Genomic DNA, 15,218 nt, shown 5'->3' on the forward strand with positions numbered 1-15,218 from the left:
GGGTCACGCCAGCGACGTATGGTCCTCGCCCGGCTCGCCCACGCGGCGCCCGGTGCCGTGCATCAGCCAGTAGTGGTGGAAGGCCAGCCGGATATTGTCCCGCAGCTGGATATCGTCCCAGGGCTTGGTGTAGAAGCGGTAGATCGCACCCCGGTTGATCGAATCGAGCACCGCCTCCAAGCCCGTATAGCCGGACAGGATAATCCGTATCGTGTCCGGATACATCTCCTTGACCTTGCTGAGGAACTCGGTGCCGCTCATGATGGGCATGCGCTGGTCGCACACGATCACCTGCACCGGGTACAGCGCCAGCAGCTCGAAGCCTTCGGCCGGCGTGGCAGCGGTCAGGATGCGGTAGCCGTCGCGCCGGAACAGCCGGTGCAGCGAGGACAGCACATTGACGTCGTCGTCCACGATCAGCAGGGTTTGCGGCGGCTCGGCAGCCTGGTTCGGGTCCGGCGGCAGGCTGCGCCCGCCCTCGACCAGCTGGCCCATCTCGTCGGCCGGCAGCGGGCGGCTGAAGAAATAGCCCTGGATCTCGTCGCAGCGGTTGCGGCGCAGGTATTCCAGCTGCGGCCGCGTCTCCACGCCCTCGGCGATCACCCGCAGCTTCAGGCTGTGCGCCATGCTGATGATGGCCAGCGCGATCGCCGCGTCGTTCGGGTTGGTGGTGATGTCGCGCACGAAGGCGATGTCGATTTTCAGCTTGTCGATCGGGAAGCGCTGTAGATAGGCCAGCGAGGAATAGCCGGTGCCGAAATCGTCGATCGAGCACTTCACGCCCAGCTCCTTGAGCCGTCCCAGCACGCCGATGGTGCGCTCGGCGTTGGACATCAGCGCGGTCTCGGTCAGCTCCAGCTCAAGCAGCTCGGGCGGCACCTTGTGGCGCTCCAGCGCGGCCTTGACCTCGCCTTCCAGGTCGCCCTCGACGAACTGGCGGCTCGACACGTTCACCGCCACCGTCACCGGTCCCACCATGGAGCGGCCCCAGGCGGCGATCTGGCGGCAGGCCGCGTCGATGATCCAGGCGCCGACCCGCACGATCAGCCCCGTGTCCTCCAGCACCGGCACGAATTCGGCCGGGAACACCATGCCGTAGTTGGGCCGCTGCCAGCGCAGCAGCGCCTCGGCGCCGCTGATGCGGCCGGTGGTCAGGTTGACCTTGGGCTGGTAGTACAGCAGCAGTTCGTTCTCGTCGAGCGCGCGGCGCAGCGCCAGTTCCAGGTCCAGCCGCGCCAGCACCTGCACGTTCATGCCGGCGGTGAAGAAGCGGTAGCCGTCGCGGCCGGCCTGCTTGGCGCGCTCCATGGCGGTGTCGGCGTACTTGACCAGGGTTTCGGGGTCGGTGGCGTCGTCCGGGTACATGGCGATGCCGATCGAGGCCGTCAGCGCGGCCGGGTGGCCCTCCAGGTCGAACGGCGCGCGCAGCGCCTCGCGCACCTCGTTGGCCACCAGCACCGCGTCCTGCTGGTTGCGCGTCATGGTCAGGATCAGCGCGAACTCGTCGCCGCCCAGGCGGCCCACGGTGTCGCGGATGCGCACGCACTGCACCAGCCGGTTGCTGAACTGGCGCAGCAGCTCGTCGCCGGCCGCCGGACCCAGCGAATCGTTGATGTTCTTGAAGCGGTCCAGCGCGATGAACAGCACCACGATGCGCCATTCCTTGTCCTGCGCCAGCTCGATGGCCTCGGCCAGGGTCTGGAAGAACAGCGTGCGGTTGGGCAGGCCGGTCAGGCTGTCGTAGTGCGCCATGTGCAGCAGGCGCTCCTCGGCCAGGCGGCGTTCGCTGATGTCGCGCGCCACGCAAATCAGGGTCGGCTGCACGCCCGCCGGATGCGGCCCGGCCTGGTCGAAGCCGCCGCCCTGCTGCAGCTGCCAGTACAGTTCCACCGGCACCGCCGCCAGGTCCTGGCGCGTCAGCTCGGTCTCCAGCAGCTCGGGCGCGCGCGCCGTCCCCACGGTGGTCAAGGCTGCGTTGCAATGGACCTGCAGGCTGTCGCGCGCACCCAGTCCGATGCGTTCGGGCTCCAGCGCCAGCAGCTGCGGGCGGGCGTAGCCCAGCATGCGGCAAGCGCCGTCGTTCACGTCCACCAGCGCCAGCGTGGCGGTGTCGATCAGGAAGATGGCGTCGGCGGTGGCGTCCATCGCGCTGCGGAAGCGCTGCAGCTCGGCGGTGCGCTCGCGCACGGTCTGCTCCAGCAAGGCGCTGTAGTTCTTCGATTCGCGGTGCATCAGCCGCACTTCCAGCATATTGCGGATGCGCGTGAGCACTTCCACCGGGTCGAAGGGCTTGCTGACGAAATCGCGCGCGCCGGCCTCCAGCGCGGCCAGCTTGTGGTCCGGCTGCGCCGTCACCACCAGCACCGGCAGGTAGGCATCGGCCTCCAGCGGCTTGAGCGCGTTCATCACGTCGAAGCCGCTCATGCCGGGCATGTGCAGGTCGAGGATGATCAGGTCGTAGGTGTGCTGCTCGTGCCACGGCGCCACCACGCGCGGGTCGGTGGTGGAGCTGACCGCGGTGTAGCCGGTGGTGGTGAGCAGGTACTCCAGCAGCTGCACGTTGACGGCCTGGTCGTCGACGATCAGGATCTTCGCGTTGAGGATGTCGGCCTGGGTAATCATGACATTTCCTTGCTGGCTTTGCGGTCGGTGCGTTCGGCTACATAGGCCAGCGTGCTGTTGATGGCCTCCGTGAACTCATCGATGTTGATCGGCTTGATGAGGTAACGGAAGAATCCTGCCGCAACGCCCTTTTCTATGTCGCGCGGCATGGCGTTGGCGGTCAGCGCGATGACCGGAATGTGCTGGGTGCGGCTGTCGCTGCGCAGCACACGGATGGCGTCCAGGCCGCTCATGCCGGGCAGGTTGATGTCCATCAGGATGACGTCCGGCTGGTGCGCGCGCGCCAGTTCGATGCCGAGGTGGGCGTCGGGCGCCGGCAGCAGGCGCAGGTCGGGCCGGAAGCTGATGATCTCCTCCACCAGTTTCAGGTTGGCCGGATTGTCCTCGACATACAGGATCACGGCCGGCGCGTCCGGGGCGCGCCCGCCGGCGCTGTCGACCAGCGCGCGCGCCGTTTCGCTGTCGACCAGCGAAGGCAGCGGCTCGGTGGCGCGCAGCTCGATCCAGAACAGGCTGCCCACGCCCGGACTGCTGGAGGCGCCGATCACCCCGCCCATCAGCTCGACCAGGCGCTTGGTGACCACCAGGCCGATGCCGGTGCCCTCCTCCGGCCCGCTCTCCTGTCCCAGGCGGTTGAAAGGCTGGAACAGCATGGCCACCTGCTCCGGTTTCAGGCCGATGCCGGTGTCCTGCACCGACAGGCGCAGCAGGCCCGGCCCGCTGCTGCTGCAGTCGAGCACCACCGCGCCGCCCTCGCGGTTGTACTTGATGGCGTTGGACAGCAAATTGAGCAGCACCTGCTTGAGGCGGGTGCGGTCGGCGCCCACGGTGGCCTGGCAACTGTCCGGGAACAGCATGCGGATGCCGCGCGCGGCCGCCAGCGGCTCGGTCATGCTCTGCACCTCCTGCAGCATCTCCTGCAGCGCCACCGGCTCCATCGACAGCGCCACCGCGCCCGATTCGATCTTGGCCAGGTCGAGGATCTCGTTGATCAAGGTCAGCAGGTGGCGGCCGGACTTCAGGATATGGCCGGCGAACTCCTTCTTCTGCACCAGGGTGGAGGGCAGCTTGTCGGAAGTGAGGATCTGGGCGAAGCCGAGGATGGCGTTGAGCGGCGTGCGCAGTTCGTGGCTCATGGACGACAGGAAGGCCGACTTGGCCTGGTTGGCGCTCTTGGCCTCTTCCATCGCCATGGCCAGTTCGCCGTTGGTGGCCTCCAGCTGCAAGGTGCGCTCGTGCACGCGCTGCTCCAGTTCCTCGTTCAGCCGCATCACTTCCTGCTGCGCCAGCGTGCGCTGCTCGGCCTCGCGCGCCAGTTCGCCGTTCGACTGCGCCAGTTCGCGCTGGCGGATTTCCACTTCGCTCAGCATGGAGTTGAACGACTCCACCAGCTGCGCCACCTCGTCCTCGCTGGTGGGCGCGGCGCGGCGCGAATAGTCGCCGGTCTGCACCACCTCGCGCGCCACGTCGCGGATGTCGAGGATGGGGCGGGTGATGATGTAGTCGGTGCGGCGCATGATCAGGTAGGCGATGCACATGGCCGGCAGCATCACCAGCAGCGCGATGCCCACGTAGTCGGCCAGGCGGCCCACCATTTCGTACTCGGCGCGCAAATAGACCGTGCCCACCAGCTCGCCGTTGTCGACGATGCGCTTGAACAGCGTCAGCTTGCCGTCTTCAAAGCGCATGGCGTCGGCCTCGGCCTGCTGCGGGAAGTGGTCGTCCTGGCCGGGCGCCACGTAGCTGGCGAACAGCTTGCCCTTGGCGTTGTAGATGGCACCGGCGTTGATCTTGGGGCGCAGCCGCAGCAGCGACAGGGTCTGCTTGGCCAGCGCGCGGTCGTCGAACGCCAGCGCGGCGCTGCTCATGTGGCCGATCAGCTCGGACTGCGTGCTCATGTCGCCGCTCACGCTCTGGTGGTAGGCGCGCAGGTCGTAGGCCACGATCATGGCCAGCGACACCAGCAGCGCCACCAGCGTGGTCAGCATGACTACGCCCAGCAGCTTCTGGCGCAGGGAACGCATGCGCCGCATATGCCCGCCCTTCATGTGCCCCCCTTCCATGCGCTGGTCCGTCATGTCGCCCCTCCCGGCACCACCCGGTACGCCGCCGACAGCATGCGCGCGCTGATGCGGATGCGGGCGGCGGCGGCCGGCTTGAGCGCGACCTCGAAGCGCAGCCGCTCGTCGGCCAGCACGAAATTGATGATGCTGCCCAGCGCGTGCGCTTCCTCGCTGTCGGACACGGTGAGCATGGGCTGGCTGCGGATGGCGGCCAGCAGCTCCTGCAGGCTGGCCCTGTCAAGCGCGCCGATGAACAGGATGTGCAGGTGGCCGGGCGGCTCGCCCTTCCTGAGTTTTTTTATCTGCAAGGGGTGGCCGTTGGCGCTGTGGCCGGCCGCGCTGCGCTCAAGCTGGTCGGCCAGCGCGTCGGCGCCCATCACGCCGATCAGCAGCGGGCTGTCGGGGCGTACGAAACTGCCCTCGGGCCATTCGACGAAGCCGGCAAACTTGACCAGGTAGGCGGCCTTGACCTGGCGTTCCAGGCTATTGTCCTGGGCGGCGGCGGGCCGTGGCGTCGCCTGCAGCAGCAACAGCAGGAACATGAGGGGCACGGCAAGCTGCGGCGCGAGCCGGGGGACGAACCGCGCCAGGACCAGCGGCAGACGCAGCAGTCGCGGCAAGCTTGCAAGCTGCATGTCTCCCCTCCCTTTAACTTAGAAACCAAGTAGATTCAGGCCAATCGAGTGTACGCATTTTTGCCCTTGCTGAGCATAATTTTTTGACCGTGCGCAAAGCGCGGCGGGCTAGAATGTGTCCATTAAATAACTGTACGCAATGCAAGAGGAGTACGCAAATGGACAACACGGCAACGGAACAGGCAAGCCAGGCGCTGGAAGGACCGGACGGGCCGCAGCGCCTGGCCGCCGACGTGGGCGCGGCGCTGCACAGCCGCGGCCTGCGGCTGTGCACTGCCGAGTCCTGCACCGGCGGCGGCGCGGCGCAGGCGGTGACGGAAATTGCCGGCTCCAGCGGCTGGTTCGAGCGCGGATTCGTCACCTATTCCAACGAATCCAAGACCGGCATGCTGGGCGTGCCGGCCGGCCTGATCGCGCAGCACGGCGCCGTCAGCGAGGAAGTGGCGGCGGCGATGGCGGTGGGCGCGCTGGCCCACAGCGCGGCCCAGGTGGCGCTGTCGACCACCGGCATCGCCGGCCCGGGCGGCGCGGTGGCCGGCAAGCCGGTGGGCACGGTGTGCTTCGGCTGGGCCGGGCCGGGCTGGGTGCGCACCGAGCGGCTGGTGTTCGGCGGCGACCGGCGCGCCGTGCGCGAGCAGGCCGTGGCGCATTCGCTGCAAGGGCTGCTGCGCTTTTTGGTATAGTGCGTGCCGGGCAGGCCCACTAATCAGAGACATATTTCACGAGAGCGCGATGCAGAACACCGTACATTTCATCCTGCAGGGCAAAGGCGGCATAGGCAAGACCTTGGTGTCGACCATCCTGGCGCAATGGCTGGCGGCCAAGGACGAAACCCCGCTGCGCTGCTACGACACCGACCAGGAAAACGCCACCTTCTCGCGCTACAAGGCGATGGACGTGAAGCACGTGCCGGTGATGACGGACGCGCGCACCATCGACCCCAAGCGCTTCGACGCGCTGATGATCGACATCCTGGAGGAAGACGGCAACTGCGTGATCGACAACGGCGCCAACACCTTCTCGCCGCTGGTGGCCTACCTGATCGAAAACGACTGCTTCGCGCTGCTGCAGGAGTCGGGCCGCAAGGTCTACATCCACACCATCGTCGGCGGCGGCGACACGCTGCACGACACCGCGATGGGCTTTTTGTCCACGGCAAAATCGACCTCGGTGCCGCTGGTGCTGTGGGAGAACGAACACTTCGGCCAGCTGGTGTCGGCCTCCGGCAAGTCCTTCATCGAATCGCAGACCTACGCCGACAACGCCGCGCGCGTGGTGGGCCGCGTGGTGCTCACGCAACGCAACGCCGACACCTTCGGCGCCGACATCAAGAAGATGAACACGGCGCGCCTGACGGCCGACGAAGTGAAAGCCAGCGACAAATTCAACGTAATGGAAAAGCAGCGCATCAAGGTGGTGTTCCGCGACCTGTTCGAGCAGCTCGACAAAGTCAGCTGGTAAGAGGACGGCGCCATGGACCAGCACAAGCTGCGCAGCCTCGTGTTTGAAAAAACCGGCGTCAAGGTCGATATCGACGATCCCATCTTCGCGCTGGTGGCGCTGAACGAAGCGGTGCTGGCCGAATCGGTGGAGCGCCACATCGCGCGCATCGACGCCGCCTCGCAGGAGCTGGCCGAGCAGGCGCGCGCCGCCGGCGGCCTGGCGCCGGCCCGCGCCCCGGCCAGCCCGGCCGCCCCCGCCACCGCCGGCTACGCGCCCGCCCCGGCCGCGCCGGTGCAAGCCATCGCCACCCAGTCGCCGCTGCTGACGCCGCGCGAACTGCGCCTGCTGGCCGCCGCCGCCGGCATCTCGCTGCTGACCGCGTTGCTGGTGACCGGCGTGCAGGCGCTGTTCAGCAAGCCTGCGGCGGCGCCCCAGTTGACCGTGCAGCAAGCGGCGGCGCTGGCCCAGGCCGAGAAGCTGACCCGCGCCATCGACAAGCTGGACGCCAAGGCCCGCGAGCAGATCCAGGCTGAACTGCAAAAGTAAGCGCCCGCCGTAATGTGCTAACATGTGAACACCTATTCATATGTTGACTTATGTGCACCCCACCCGAATCCGACGCGTCCATCGCCCAGCTGGCTGACCTGTTCCACCTGCTGGGCGATCCGACGCGGCTGCGCATCGTGCTCGCCTGCGTGGCGGCGCCGGTGGCCGTGGGCGACATCGCCGCCGCGCTGCAATTGAGCAGTTCGCTCGTCAGCCACCATTTGCGCCTGCTGCGCGCCGCCCGCATCGTCAAATCCGAGCGCCTGGGCAAGCAGGTCTTCTACGCCGCCGCCGATGCCCACATCAGCGGCGTGCTCCACGATATGCTCGAGCATATCGCCGAACCCGGATAAGCCATGCCACACGACCACGACCACCAGCACGAACCGCAGCGCGCCGGCCACCGCCGCGCGCACGAGCACCAGCATGGCCACCAACATGCCCACGATGACGAGCACGACCATGAGCATGGACACCAGCATGACCACGGCCGCAACCATGACCATGACCATGACCATGATCACGGCCACGGTCACGGCCATGGCGGCCATCACCACCACCATGGCGACCCGAACAGCCAGGGCCGCGCGTTCGCCATCGCCATTGCGCTGAACACGGTTTTTGTCGCCATCGAATTCGGCTACGGCTTCGTCGCCAACTCCACTGCGCTGATGGCCGACGCCGGCCACAACCTGTCCGACGTGCTGGGCCTGATGCTGGCCTGGGGCGCCGCCATCCTGGCCAGGCGCGCGCCCAACCAGCGCTACACCTACGGCCTGCGCAGCAGCTCCATGCTGGCCGCGCTGTTCAACGCCATGCTGCTGATGGCCGCCTGCGGCGCCATCGCCTGGGAAGCGGTGCAGCAGTTGATGAACCCCACCCCGGTGCACGGGTTGACGGTGTCGGTGGTGGCGGCGGTGGGCATCGCCGTCAACGGCTTCTCGGCCTGGCTGTTCATGGCCGGCGCCAAGGACGACATCAACATCCGCGGCGCCTACCTGCACCTGGCGGCCGACGCCGCCATCTCGCTGGGCGTGCTGCTGGCCGGCCTGGCCGTGCTGTGGACCGGCTGGACCTGGCTCGACCCGCTGGTCAGCATCGCCATCGTGGTCATCATCATGGTGAGCACCTGGGCGCTGCTGCGCGAAGCGCTGAAGCTGGTGCTGGCGGCGGTGCCGGAATCGGTGGACGCGCCCGAAGTGGAGCGCTTCCTGCGCGCCCGGCCCGGCGTGAACGAGGTGCACGACCTGCACATCTGGGCCATGAGCACCACCGAAACGGCGCTCACCGCCCACCTGGTGATGCCGGGCGGGCACCCCGGCGACGAGGCGCTCGACGAGATCGCCGCGCGCCTGAAGGCCGACTTCGCGGTGCACCACTGCACGCTGCAGGTGGAGATGGGCACCACCGACCACGCCTGCTGCCTGCAGGCGCCCTGAGCGCGGCCGGCCGCTACTGGTCGGCCAGTCCCGAGAACAGCGCCGTGCTCAGGTAGCGCTCGCCGAACGACGGGATGATGGTGACGATCAGCTTGCCCGCGTTCTCGGGCCGCTGCGCCACCTGGATCGCGGCCCACAGCGCCGCGCCCGACGAAATGCCCACCATCAGCCCTTCCTGCGACGCCGCCGCCCGCGCGGTGGCGAAGGCATCCTCGTTCTTCACCCGTATCACTTCCTTGTACACCTGGGTGTTCAGCACGGCCGGCACGAAGCCGGCGCCGATGCCCTGGATCGGGTGCGCCCCCTTGGGGCCGCCCGACAGCACCGGCGACGCGTCCGGCTCCACGGCAATGCACTGGAACTCCGGCTTGCGCGCCTTGATCACTTCGCCCACCCCGGTGATGGTGCCGCCGGTGCCCACGCCGGCCACCAGGATGTCGGCGCGGCCGTCGGTGTCGCGCCAGATTTCCTCGGCGGTGGTGCGGCGGTGCACCTCCGGGTTGGCCGGGTTGTTGAACTGCTGCAGGATCAGGTAGCGCGGGTCCGACTCGGCCAGCTGCTCGGCGCGACGGATCGCGCCCAGCATGCCCTCGCTGCCCGGCGTCAGTATCAGCTCGGCGCCATAGGCGCGCAGCAGCATGCGGCGTTCGCGGCTCATGGTGTCGGGCATGGTCAGCGCGCAGCGGTAGCCGCGCGCGGCGCACACCATGGCCAGCGCGATGCCGGTATTGCCGCTGGTAGGCTCAAGGATGATGGAATCGGGGCGGATCTGGCCGGCCGCTTCGGCGGCCTGGATCATGGACAGGCCGATGCGGTCTTTCACGCTGTGCGCGGGACTGTAAAACTCTAGCTTGGCAAGGATTTGCGCCGGTGCGCCGGCGGCCATCCGGTTGATGCGAACCAGCGGCGTGTTGCCGATCAGTTCAGTGACATCGTTGGCAATATTCATGGCGTAGGCTCCGCTCGAGTGGCTGGAAGCTTCAGTCTACGCCGAATTCGAGGCCGCGCACCACGCCGGGCGCGGCCTGGCAGGACTTATTTCACGTCCAGCAGTTCCACTTCAAAGGTCAGTGCCGAGTTCGGCGGAATCTCGCCGGCCGAACGCGGGCCGTAAGCCAGTTCCGCCGGGATGATGAGGATGCGCTTGCCGCCCACCTTCATGCCCTGCACGCCCTGGTCCCAGCCCTTGATGACCTGGCCCTTGCCCAGCGTAAACTCGAGCGGCTCGCGGCCGATGGAACTGTCGAACTTCTTGCCGCGCTGGTTCTTGGCCAGCGGGCGGTACAGCCAGCCCGTGTAGTTGACGCGCACCAGGTGGCCGGCGGTGGCTTCCTTGCCGGCGCCGACTTTGACGTCGTTGACGATCAGCGAATCGGCGGCTGGGCCGGGCTGGGCCGAGCCGACCACGACCGGCGCCGGCGCGGGCGCATCAGCGGCGGCAGCGGTGGCGGGCGCTTGGCCGGCGGCCTGCGCCAGGGTGGCGGTGGCGATGCTGGCAAGCAGGAATGCGAACAAAACAGAACGACGGGCCATAATGTATTCTTTCGTTGAGGTTTCAAGCGACGCACATGATAACAAATCAGCCATCCGATGCAATTATTCAACAGACCGGCCACAAGCTTTTTTTCGCGTTGTGGCCGGATGAGGACACGCGCGCCGCGCTGGCGCGGCTGCAGCCGCTGGCGCCGGGACGGGCCATCGCCCCGGCCAAGCTGCACCTGACGCTGGCGTTCCTGGGGCAACAGCCGGCCGCGGCGATGGCGCCGCTGCTGTCGATACTGGACGGGCTGGCGGTGCCGGAGCTGCGGCTGCGGGTGGACATGCTGGGCTACTTCCAGCGTCCGCGGATTGCCTGGGCCGGCATGTCGGCGCCGCCGCCGGCGCTGTCCGCGCTGCAGGCCGACCTGATGGGGCGGCTGGAAGCGGCCGGCTTTACTGCCGCCACGCACGGCGACTTCAAACCCCACATCACGCTGGCGCGCGAAGCAAAAAGCGCCCCGCCGGACGCGCAATTCGAACCGGTGCCGTGGCACGCCACCGGCGTGGCGCTGGTCGAATCCTTCCCCAACGGCAGCTACATGGCCATTGCCGCAAAACATGCTCAAGTAAATCAATAACTTACGCAAGCGAGCTCAGCCGCATTTACCCCCACTTCGGGGTCAGACCCCGAAGTGGGGGTAAATGCGGCTCAGGCTGCTTGGCTGGGCTTTGCCTGGCTGGGCTGGGCTGGGCTGGGCTAGGCTGGGCTAGGCTGGGCTGGGGGATGTTGGTTCAGGCTGCAGGCGGGCGGGGGGCGGGGTGACCTGGGCGGCGAGCTTGTTCAGGACGTGGCCGGCGGCGACCATGCCGAAGGTGGCGGTGACCACCATCGCGGAGCCGTAGCCGGCGCAGTTCAGGCCGGTGACCGCCCGCTCGTCGCCGTCGATCGAGCACGCTTCGCCGGTGTTGGGCGCCTGCAGCGGCTCCATCGAGAACACGGCGTCGATGTTGTACTTGTTCTTCATGCCCGGCGGGAAGCCGTAGTTGCTGCGCAGCCGGCGCCGCACTTTCTTGAGCAGCGGCTCCTGCTCGGTCTTGGACAGGTCGCGCACTTCGATCTTGGCCGGGTCGGTCTTGCCGCCGGCGCTGCCGATCACGATCAGCGGGATCTTGTGGCGGTGGCAGTGGGCCACCAGCGCGGTCTTGGCCTTGGCGCTGTCGATGGCGTCAACCACGTAGTCGTAGCGGCCCACGCCGACCATCTGCTCCAGGTTGTCCGGCTCGATGAAGTCCTCGATCTGCGTCACGTCGCAGTAGGGGTTGATCTGCGCGATGCGCTCGGCCAGCGCGTGGATCTTGGCCTGGCCGAGCGTGCCGGTCAGGGCCTGGATCTGGCGGTTGATGTTCGATTCGGCCACGTTGTCGAGGTCGATCAGGGTCAGGCGCCCGATGGCGCTGCGGGCCAGCGCCTCGACGATCCAGGAGCCGACGCCGCCGACGCCGATCACGCAGATGTGGGCGTTGCGGAAGCGTTCCAGCGCGGGCTGGCCGTACAGGCGGCCAACGCCGCCGAAGCGGCGCTCGTAGTCCACTTCGGGGTTGGGGGGGGAAATTAGGTCGGTCATCCCGTCATTCTAACGGACGCGGGCGGCAAGGATTTATTCTAGAATGGCTGACTATCCATAGCCAAACCGACGAGCCCCTCCATGAGCAATTCCCTGATCGACACGGCGCCCGACTTCAGCCAGCCCATCGCCGTCCTGAAACACTGCCACGACCGCATCCGCCAGCAGCTCGCCACCCTGCGCAAGCTGCTGGCCCACCTGCCGCAGCACGGCGCCGACCAGCAGGCGCGCCAGGCGGCGCAGGCGGTGCTGAAATATTTCAGCAACGCGGCCCATTTGCACCACGAGGACGAGGAGCGCAACCTGCTGCCCATGCTGGACGCCACCGCGCGCGGCGACGATGCCGCCGTGCTGCGCGACATGATGCCGCGCCTCCTTGCGCAGCACCAGCAAATGGATGGGGATTGGCTTATAATTAAAGCACAACTTGACAAAATTGCCACAGGGACAGATACCGCCCTGTCCGCTCCAGCGGTGGAGAAATTCGTCGCCGACTACACGGCCCACATGGAGCAGGAAGAACAGCACATCGCGCCGATGGCCAAGCGCATCTTCAGCCCGGTGCAGATGCAGCAACTGGGCGATGCCATGCAGGCGCGGCGGGGCATCGCGCCGGCAGCGGCGCCGGCCCCAGCCACCGCCGCCGGCGTCGACATCGCCGACTTGCGGCTCGATTACGGCCGCGCCAGCCTGGACGAGGCCGACACGCTGGACCACCCGGTGGACCAGTTCGCCAAGTGGTTCGACGAAGCCATGAAGGCCGAAGTTTTCGAGGCCAACGCCATGAGCGTGGCCACCGTGGGCGCGGACGGCAAGCCCAGCTCGCGCGTCGTGCTGATCAAGCAATACGACGCGCGCGGCTTCACGTGGTACACCAATTACGAGAGCCAGAAAGGCCAGCAGTTAGCGCAGAACCCGCATGCGGCCCTGCTGTTTTTCTGGCGCGAGCTGGAACGCCAGGTGCGCATCGAGGGCCGCGTGGAAAAGACCTCGGCCGAGGACAGCGATACGTACTTCTACAGCCGTCCCGTGAAGAGCCAGCTGGCGGCGGTGGCCTCGCATCAGAGCGAACGCATTGCCAGCCGGGCCGAGATGGAAGCGAATTTTGCGGCCGTGGAAGCGGCCAGCGGCGGCCAGCCGCAGCGCCCGCCGCACTGGGGCGGCTACCGCCTGGTGCCGGAGCGGGTCGAATTCTGGCAGGGCCGCCGCTCGCGCTTCCATGACCGCATCGTGTTTACGCTGCAAGCGGACGGCAGCTGGAAGAAGGAGCGCTTGCAGCCCTGATTTTTTAGGGAGGCAACCGTGTTCGCGCAAAACCGACTCAGCGCCTGGATGGCGGGGGTGCAGCACCAGACCGCCATGCCGCTGCGCATAGAACTGTGGAACGGCCAGCAGTTCGACTTTTCCCCTGAGCCGCCGCGCGTGACGATACGCCTGCCGCGCGCATCCGCCGCGCGCTATCTGCTCACGCCGTCCCTGTCCAACCTCGGTTCGGCCTACGTGGAGGGCCTGATCGAGGTGCGCGGCGCGGCGCGCGACATGATCGCCGTGGTGAACGCGCTGGCGCGCTCCACCCTCAAGGAGCAAGGGCGCTTCGCCCGCATCGCGCGCAATTTTACGCATGACCGCAAGAAGGACGCCGAGGCGATCCGCTACCACTACGACGTCTCCAACGAGTTCTACCAGCAGTTCCTGGACCCGGCCATGGTGTATTCCTGCGCCTACTTCGAGCGCGGCGACGAGGACCTGGCGGCCGCGCAGATCAAGAAAATCGACCATATCCTGGCCAAGATCCGGCTGCAGCCGGGGCAGACGCTGCTCGACATCGGCTGCGGCTGGGGCGCGCTGGTGATACGCGCGGCGCAGCGCCACGGTGCGCGCTGCGTCGGCATCACGCTGTCGCAGAACCAGTTCGAGCTGGCGCGCGAGCGGGTGCGCGAGGCGGGGCTGGAACAGCTGGTGGAAATCCGCCTGCAGGATTACCGCGACGTGCGCGGCAGCTTCGACCGCATCACCAGCGTGGGCATGTTCGAGCACGTGGGCCTGAAGTATTTGCCGGCCTATTTCAGCGCCATCAACGCCCTGCTGGCGGAGGACGGCGTGGCCATGAACCATGGCATCACCAGCACCGACGCGGAGGGCGGCGAGACGCCATACGGCGGCGGCGAATTCATCGACAAGTATGTGTTCCCGCACGGGGAGCTGGTGCACCTCGGGCAGGTGCTCAAGGCCATGCAGCAAGGCGGGCTGGAGGCGTACGACGTGGAGAACCTGCGCCGCCACTACGCGCGCACCTGTTCGATCTGGACCGACAATTTCGAGGCCAACGCGGAGCGCATCAGGACGCTGGCCGGCGAGAAGCGCTTCCGCATCTGGCATGTGTATCTGGCGGGCTGCGTGTACGGCTTCGAACAGGATCTGCTCAGCTTGTACCAGATCGTGTGCGGCAAGGCCGGGCGCAATCCGCGCGTGCTGCCCTGGTCGCGCGGCTATATGTACCAGGCCGGGGCATCTCAAGCCAGGGCGTCGCCGAGGGCTGAGTAGAGCTGCTGCAGCGCCGCTTCCATGGCGGGGATGCTGGCGCTGTCGGCGGCGGCGATGGCGCGCGCGGCGCCGAAGTTCATCAGCACGCCTTTGAGGTTGTGCACGGCGCGCGCGGCGCGCTCCCTGTCCTGCGCGGCCTGCGCGTCCGCCACTTCGCGCCAGAGCTGCGGGCCGTCCAGCAGGAACAGCGCGGCCAGTTCGCGCAGCAAGTCCTGGTCGCCATCGAGCCGCTGCAGTGCGGCCTGCCAGTCCAGCACCGGCAGGCCGCCGGGAGCACCGTCCGCCTCCCGCCGGGCCAGGGCGGGCGCCGCGCAGCCGGCCAGGGCGTCCCGCAGGCGCGCCAGGCTGATGGGCTTGGACAGGTAGCCGTCCATGCCCGCTTCCAGGCAGCGCTCGCGGTCGCCGGCCATGGCGCGCGCGGTCATGGCGATGATGGGCAGCCGCCGCGCCGCCGCCGCGCCGGGTGCGCCGCCCTGCCCTGCGCCTTGATCTCTGCCCTGCTCCCAGAGGCGGATGTGGCGCGTGGCCGCCAGGCCATCCAGACCGGGCATCTGCACGTCCATCAGCACGGCGTCATAGCGCACGCTGGTGGCGTATTCCAGCGCCGCGACGCCGCTGTCGACCAGCGTGGCGCGGTGGCCCAGTTTTTCCAGCAGGCGCAGCGCCAGGCGCTGGTTGACCGGGTTGTCCTCCGCCAGCAGCACGCGCAGGCTGCCGGCGCGCGCCTCGGCCGGCGCCCCGGGACTGCCGGCGGCGGCCGGATCGCGGCGGCGGTCCTGGCCGCTGCGCATGTCGGCGTGGCGCGGCGTCGCCGGGCCCGGC

General features: G+C 67.9%; 15 protein-coding genes. 8 read left to right on the forward strand and 7 right to left on the reverse strand.

What is annotated here, in order from left to right:
• Positions 1-3: 3 nt before the first annotated feature.
• The 3 genes from AC6H42_RS00620 to AC6H42_RS00630 are packed head-to-tail and all read right to left on the reverse strand — an operon-like array spanning position 4 to position 5,320.
• Positions 4-2,622, reverse strand: coding sequence for an EAL domain-containing protein (locus AC6H42_RS00620; protein ID WP_057153019.1), 2,619 nt, complete (start codon positions 2,620-2,622; stop codon positions 4-6).
• A complete protein-coding gene (locus tag AC6H42_RS00625) occupies positions 2,619-4,700 on the reverse strand; it encodes a sensor histidine kinase, YfiR-like protein-associated (RefSeq protein ID WP_497547138.1) in 2,082 nt (693 codons plus the stop codon). The genes AC6H42_RS00620 and AC6H42_RS00625 overlap by 4 nt, the downstream gene beginning before the upstream one ends.
• Positions 4,697-5,320 carry a TOL_0243 family YfiR-like periplasmic protein gene (locus AC6H42_RS00630; RefSeq protein WP_497547139.1) on the reverse strand — a complete coding sequence of 208 codons (624 nt, stop codon included), beginning with the start codon at positions 5,318-5,320 and terminating at the stop codon, positions 4,697-4,699. Before AC6H42_RS00630 ends, AC6H42_RS00625 begins: the two co-directional genes overlap by 4 nt.
• Positions 5,321-5,478: 158 nt before the next feature.
• On the opposite strand from AC6H42_RS00630, the gene AC6H42_RS00635 reads away from it, so the two are divergent.
• From AC6H42_RS00635 to AC6H42_RS00655, 5 genes are read left to right on the forward strand one after another with little or no spacing between them, the layout of a single operon-like run.
• Positions 5,479-6,003, forward strand: coding sequence for a CinA family protein (locus AC6H42_RS00635; protein ID WP_082551484.1), 525 nt, complete (start codon positions 5,479-5,481; stop codon positions 6,001-6,003).
• A 49-nt stretch (positions 6,004-6,052) separates the two neighbouring features.
• Positions 6,053-6,781: a P-loop NTPase family protein gene (locus AC6H42_RS00640; RefSeq protein WP_057153017.1), complete on the forward strand. Its 729-nt coding sequence runs from the start codon at positions 6,053-6,055 to the stop codon at positions 6,779-6,781.
• Positions 6,782-6,793: 12 nt separating this feature from the next.
• The gene (locus AC6H42_RS00645) at positions 6,794-7,309 is read left to right on the forward strand and encodes a hypothetical protein (protein WP_057153016.1); all 516 of its coding nucleotides are present in this window, start codon (positions 6,794-6,796) and stop codon (positions 7,307-7,309) included.
• Positions 7,310-7,359: 50 nt separating this feature from the next.
• The gene (locus AC6H42_RS00650; RefSeq protein ID WP_057153014.1) at positions 7,360-7,662 is read left to right on the forward strand and encodes an ArsR/SmtB family transcription factor; all 303 of its coding nucleotides are present in this window, start codon (positions 7,360-7,362) and stop codon (positions 7,660-7,662) included.
• Positions 7,663-7,665: 3 nt separating this feature from the next.
• Positions 7,666-8,748, forward strand: coding sequence for a cation diffusion facilitator family transporter (locus AC6H42_RS00655; protein WP_497547140.1), 1,083 nt, complete (start codon positions 7,666-7,668; stop codon positions 8,746-8,748).
• Positions 8,749-8,761: 13 nt separating this feature from the next.
• Here AC6H42_RS00655 and cysK read toward each other — a convergent pair whose 3' ends face one another.
• Both cysK and AC6H42_RS00665 read right to left on the reverse strand, forming a co-directional pair.
• Positions 8,762-9,697: a cysteine synthase A gene (cysK, locus tag AC6H42_RS00660; RefSeq protein WP_057153010.1), complete on the reverse strand. Its 936-nt coding sequence runs from the start codon at positions 9,695-9,697 to the stop codon at positions 8,762-8,764.
• Positions 9,698-9,783: 86 nt separating this feature from the next.
• Positions 9,784-10,281, reverse strand: coding sequence for an FKBP-type peptidyl-prolyl cis-trans isomerase (locus AC6H42_RS00665; RefSeq protein WP_057153008.1), 498 nt, complete (start codon positions 10,279-10,281; stop codon positions 9,784-9,786).
• A gap of 35 nt (positions 10,282-10,316) precedes the next feature.
• Here AC6H42_RS00665 and thpR point away from each other — a divergent pair, with 35 nt between their 5' ends.
• Positions 10,317-10,865: an RNA 2',3'-cyclic phosphodiesterase gene (gene thpR / locus AC6H42_RS00670; protein ID WP_082551483.1), complete on the forward strand. Its 549-nt coding sequence runs from the start codon at positions 10,317-10,319 to the stop codon at positions 10,863-10,865.
• A gap of 129 nt (positions 10,866-10,994) precedes the next feature.
• Here thpR and tcdA read toward each other — a convergent pair whose 3' ends face one another.
• A complete protein-coding gene (tcdA, locus tag AC6H42_RS00675) occupies positions 10,995-11,852 on the reverse strand; it encodes a tRNA cyclic N6-threonylcarbamoyladenosine(37) synthase TcdA (protein WP_497547141.1) in 858 nt (285 codons plus the stop codon).
• A gap of 81 nt (positions 11,853-11,933) precedes the next feature.
• Here tcdA and pdxH point away from each other — a divergent pair, with 81 nt between their 5' ends.
• On the forward strand, positions 11,934-13,136 hold the full coding sequence (gene pdxH / locus AC6H42_RS00680; protein ID WP_497547142.1) for a pyridoxamine 5'-phosphate oxidase: 1,203 nt from the start codon (positions 11,934-11,936) through the stop codon (positions 13,134-13,136).
• Between the two features lie 18 nt (positions 13,137-13,154).
• Entirely contained in the window at positions 13,155-14,396 is a 1,242-nt protein-coding gene (locus AC6H42_RS00685) for a class I SAM-dependent methyltransferase (protein WP_057153002.1), read from the forward strand.
• Here the strand turns inward: AC6H42_RS00685 and AC6H42_RS00690 are convergent.
• Positions 14,366-15,218: response regulator (locus AC6H42_RS00690; RefSeq protein ID WP_497547143.1), on the reverse strand; the 853-nt coding region annotated here is incomplete at its 5' end. The genes AC6H42_RS00685 and AC6H42_RS00690 overlap by 31 nt on opposite strands.

Source organism: Massilia sp. NBRC 108631 (genome assembly GCF_059704565.1).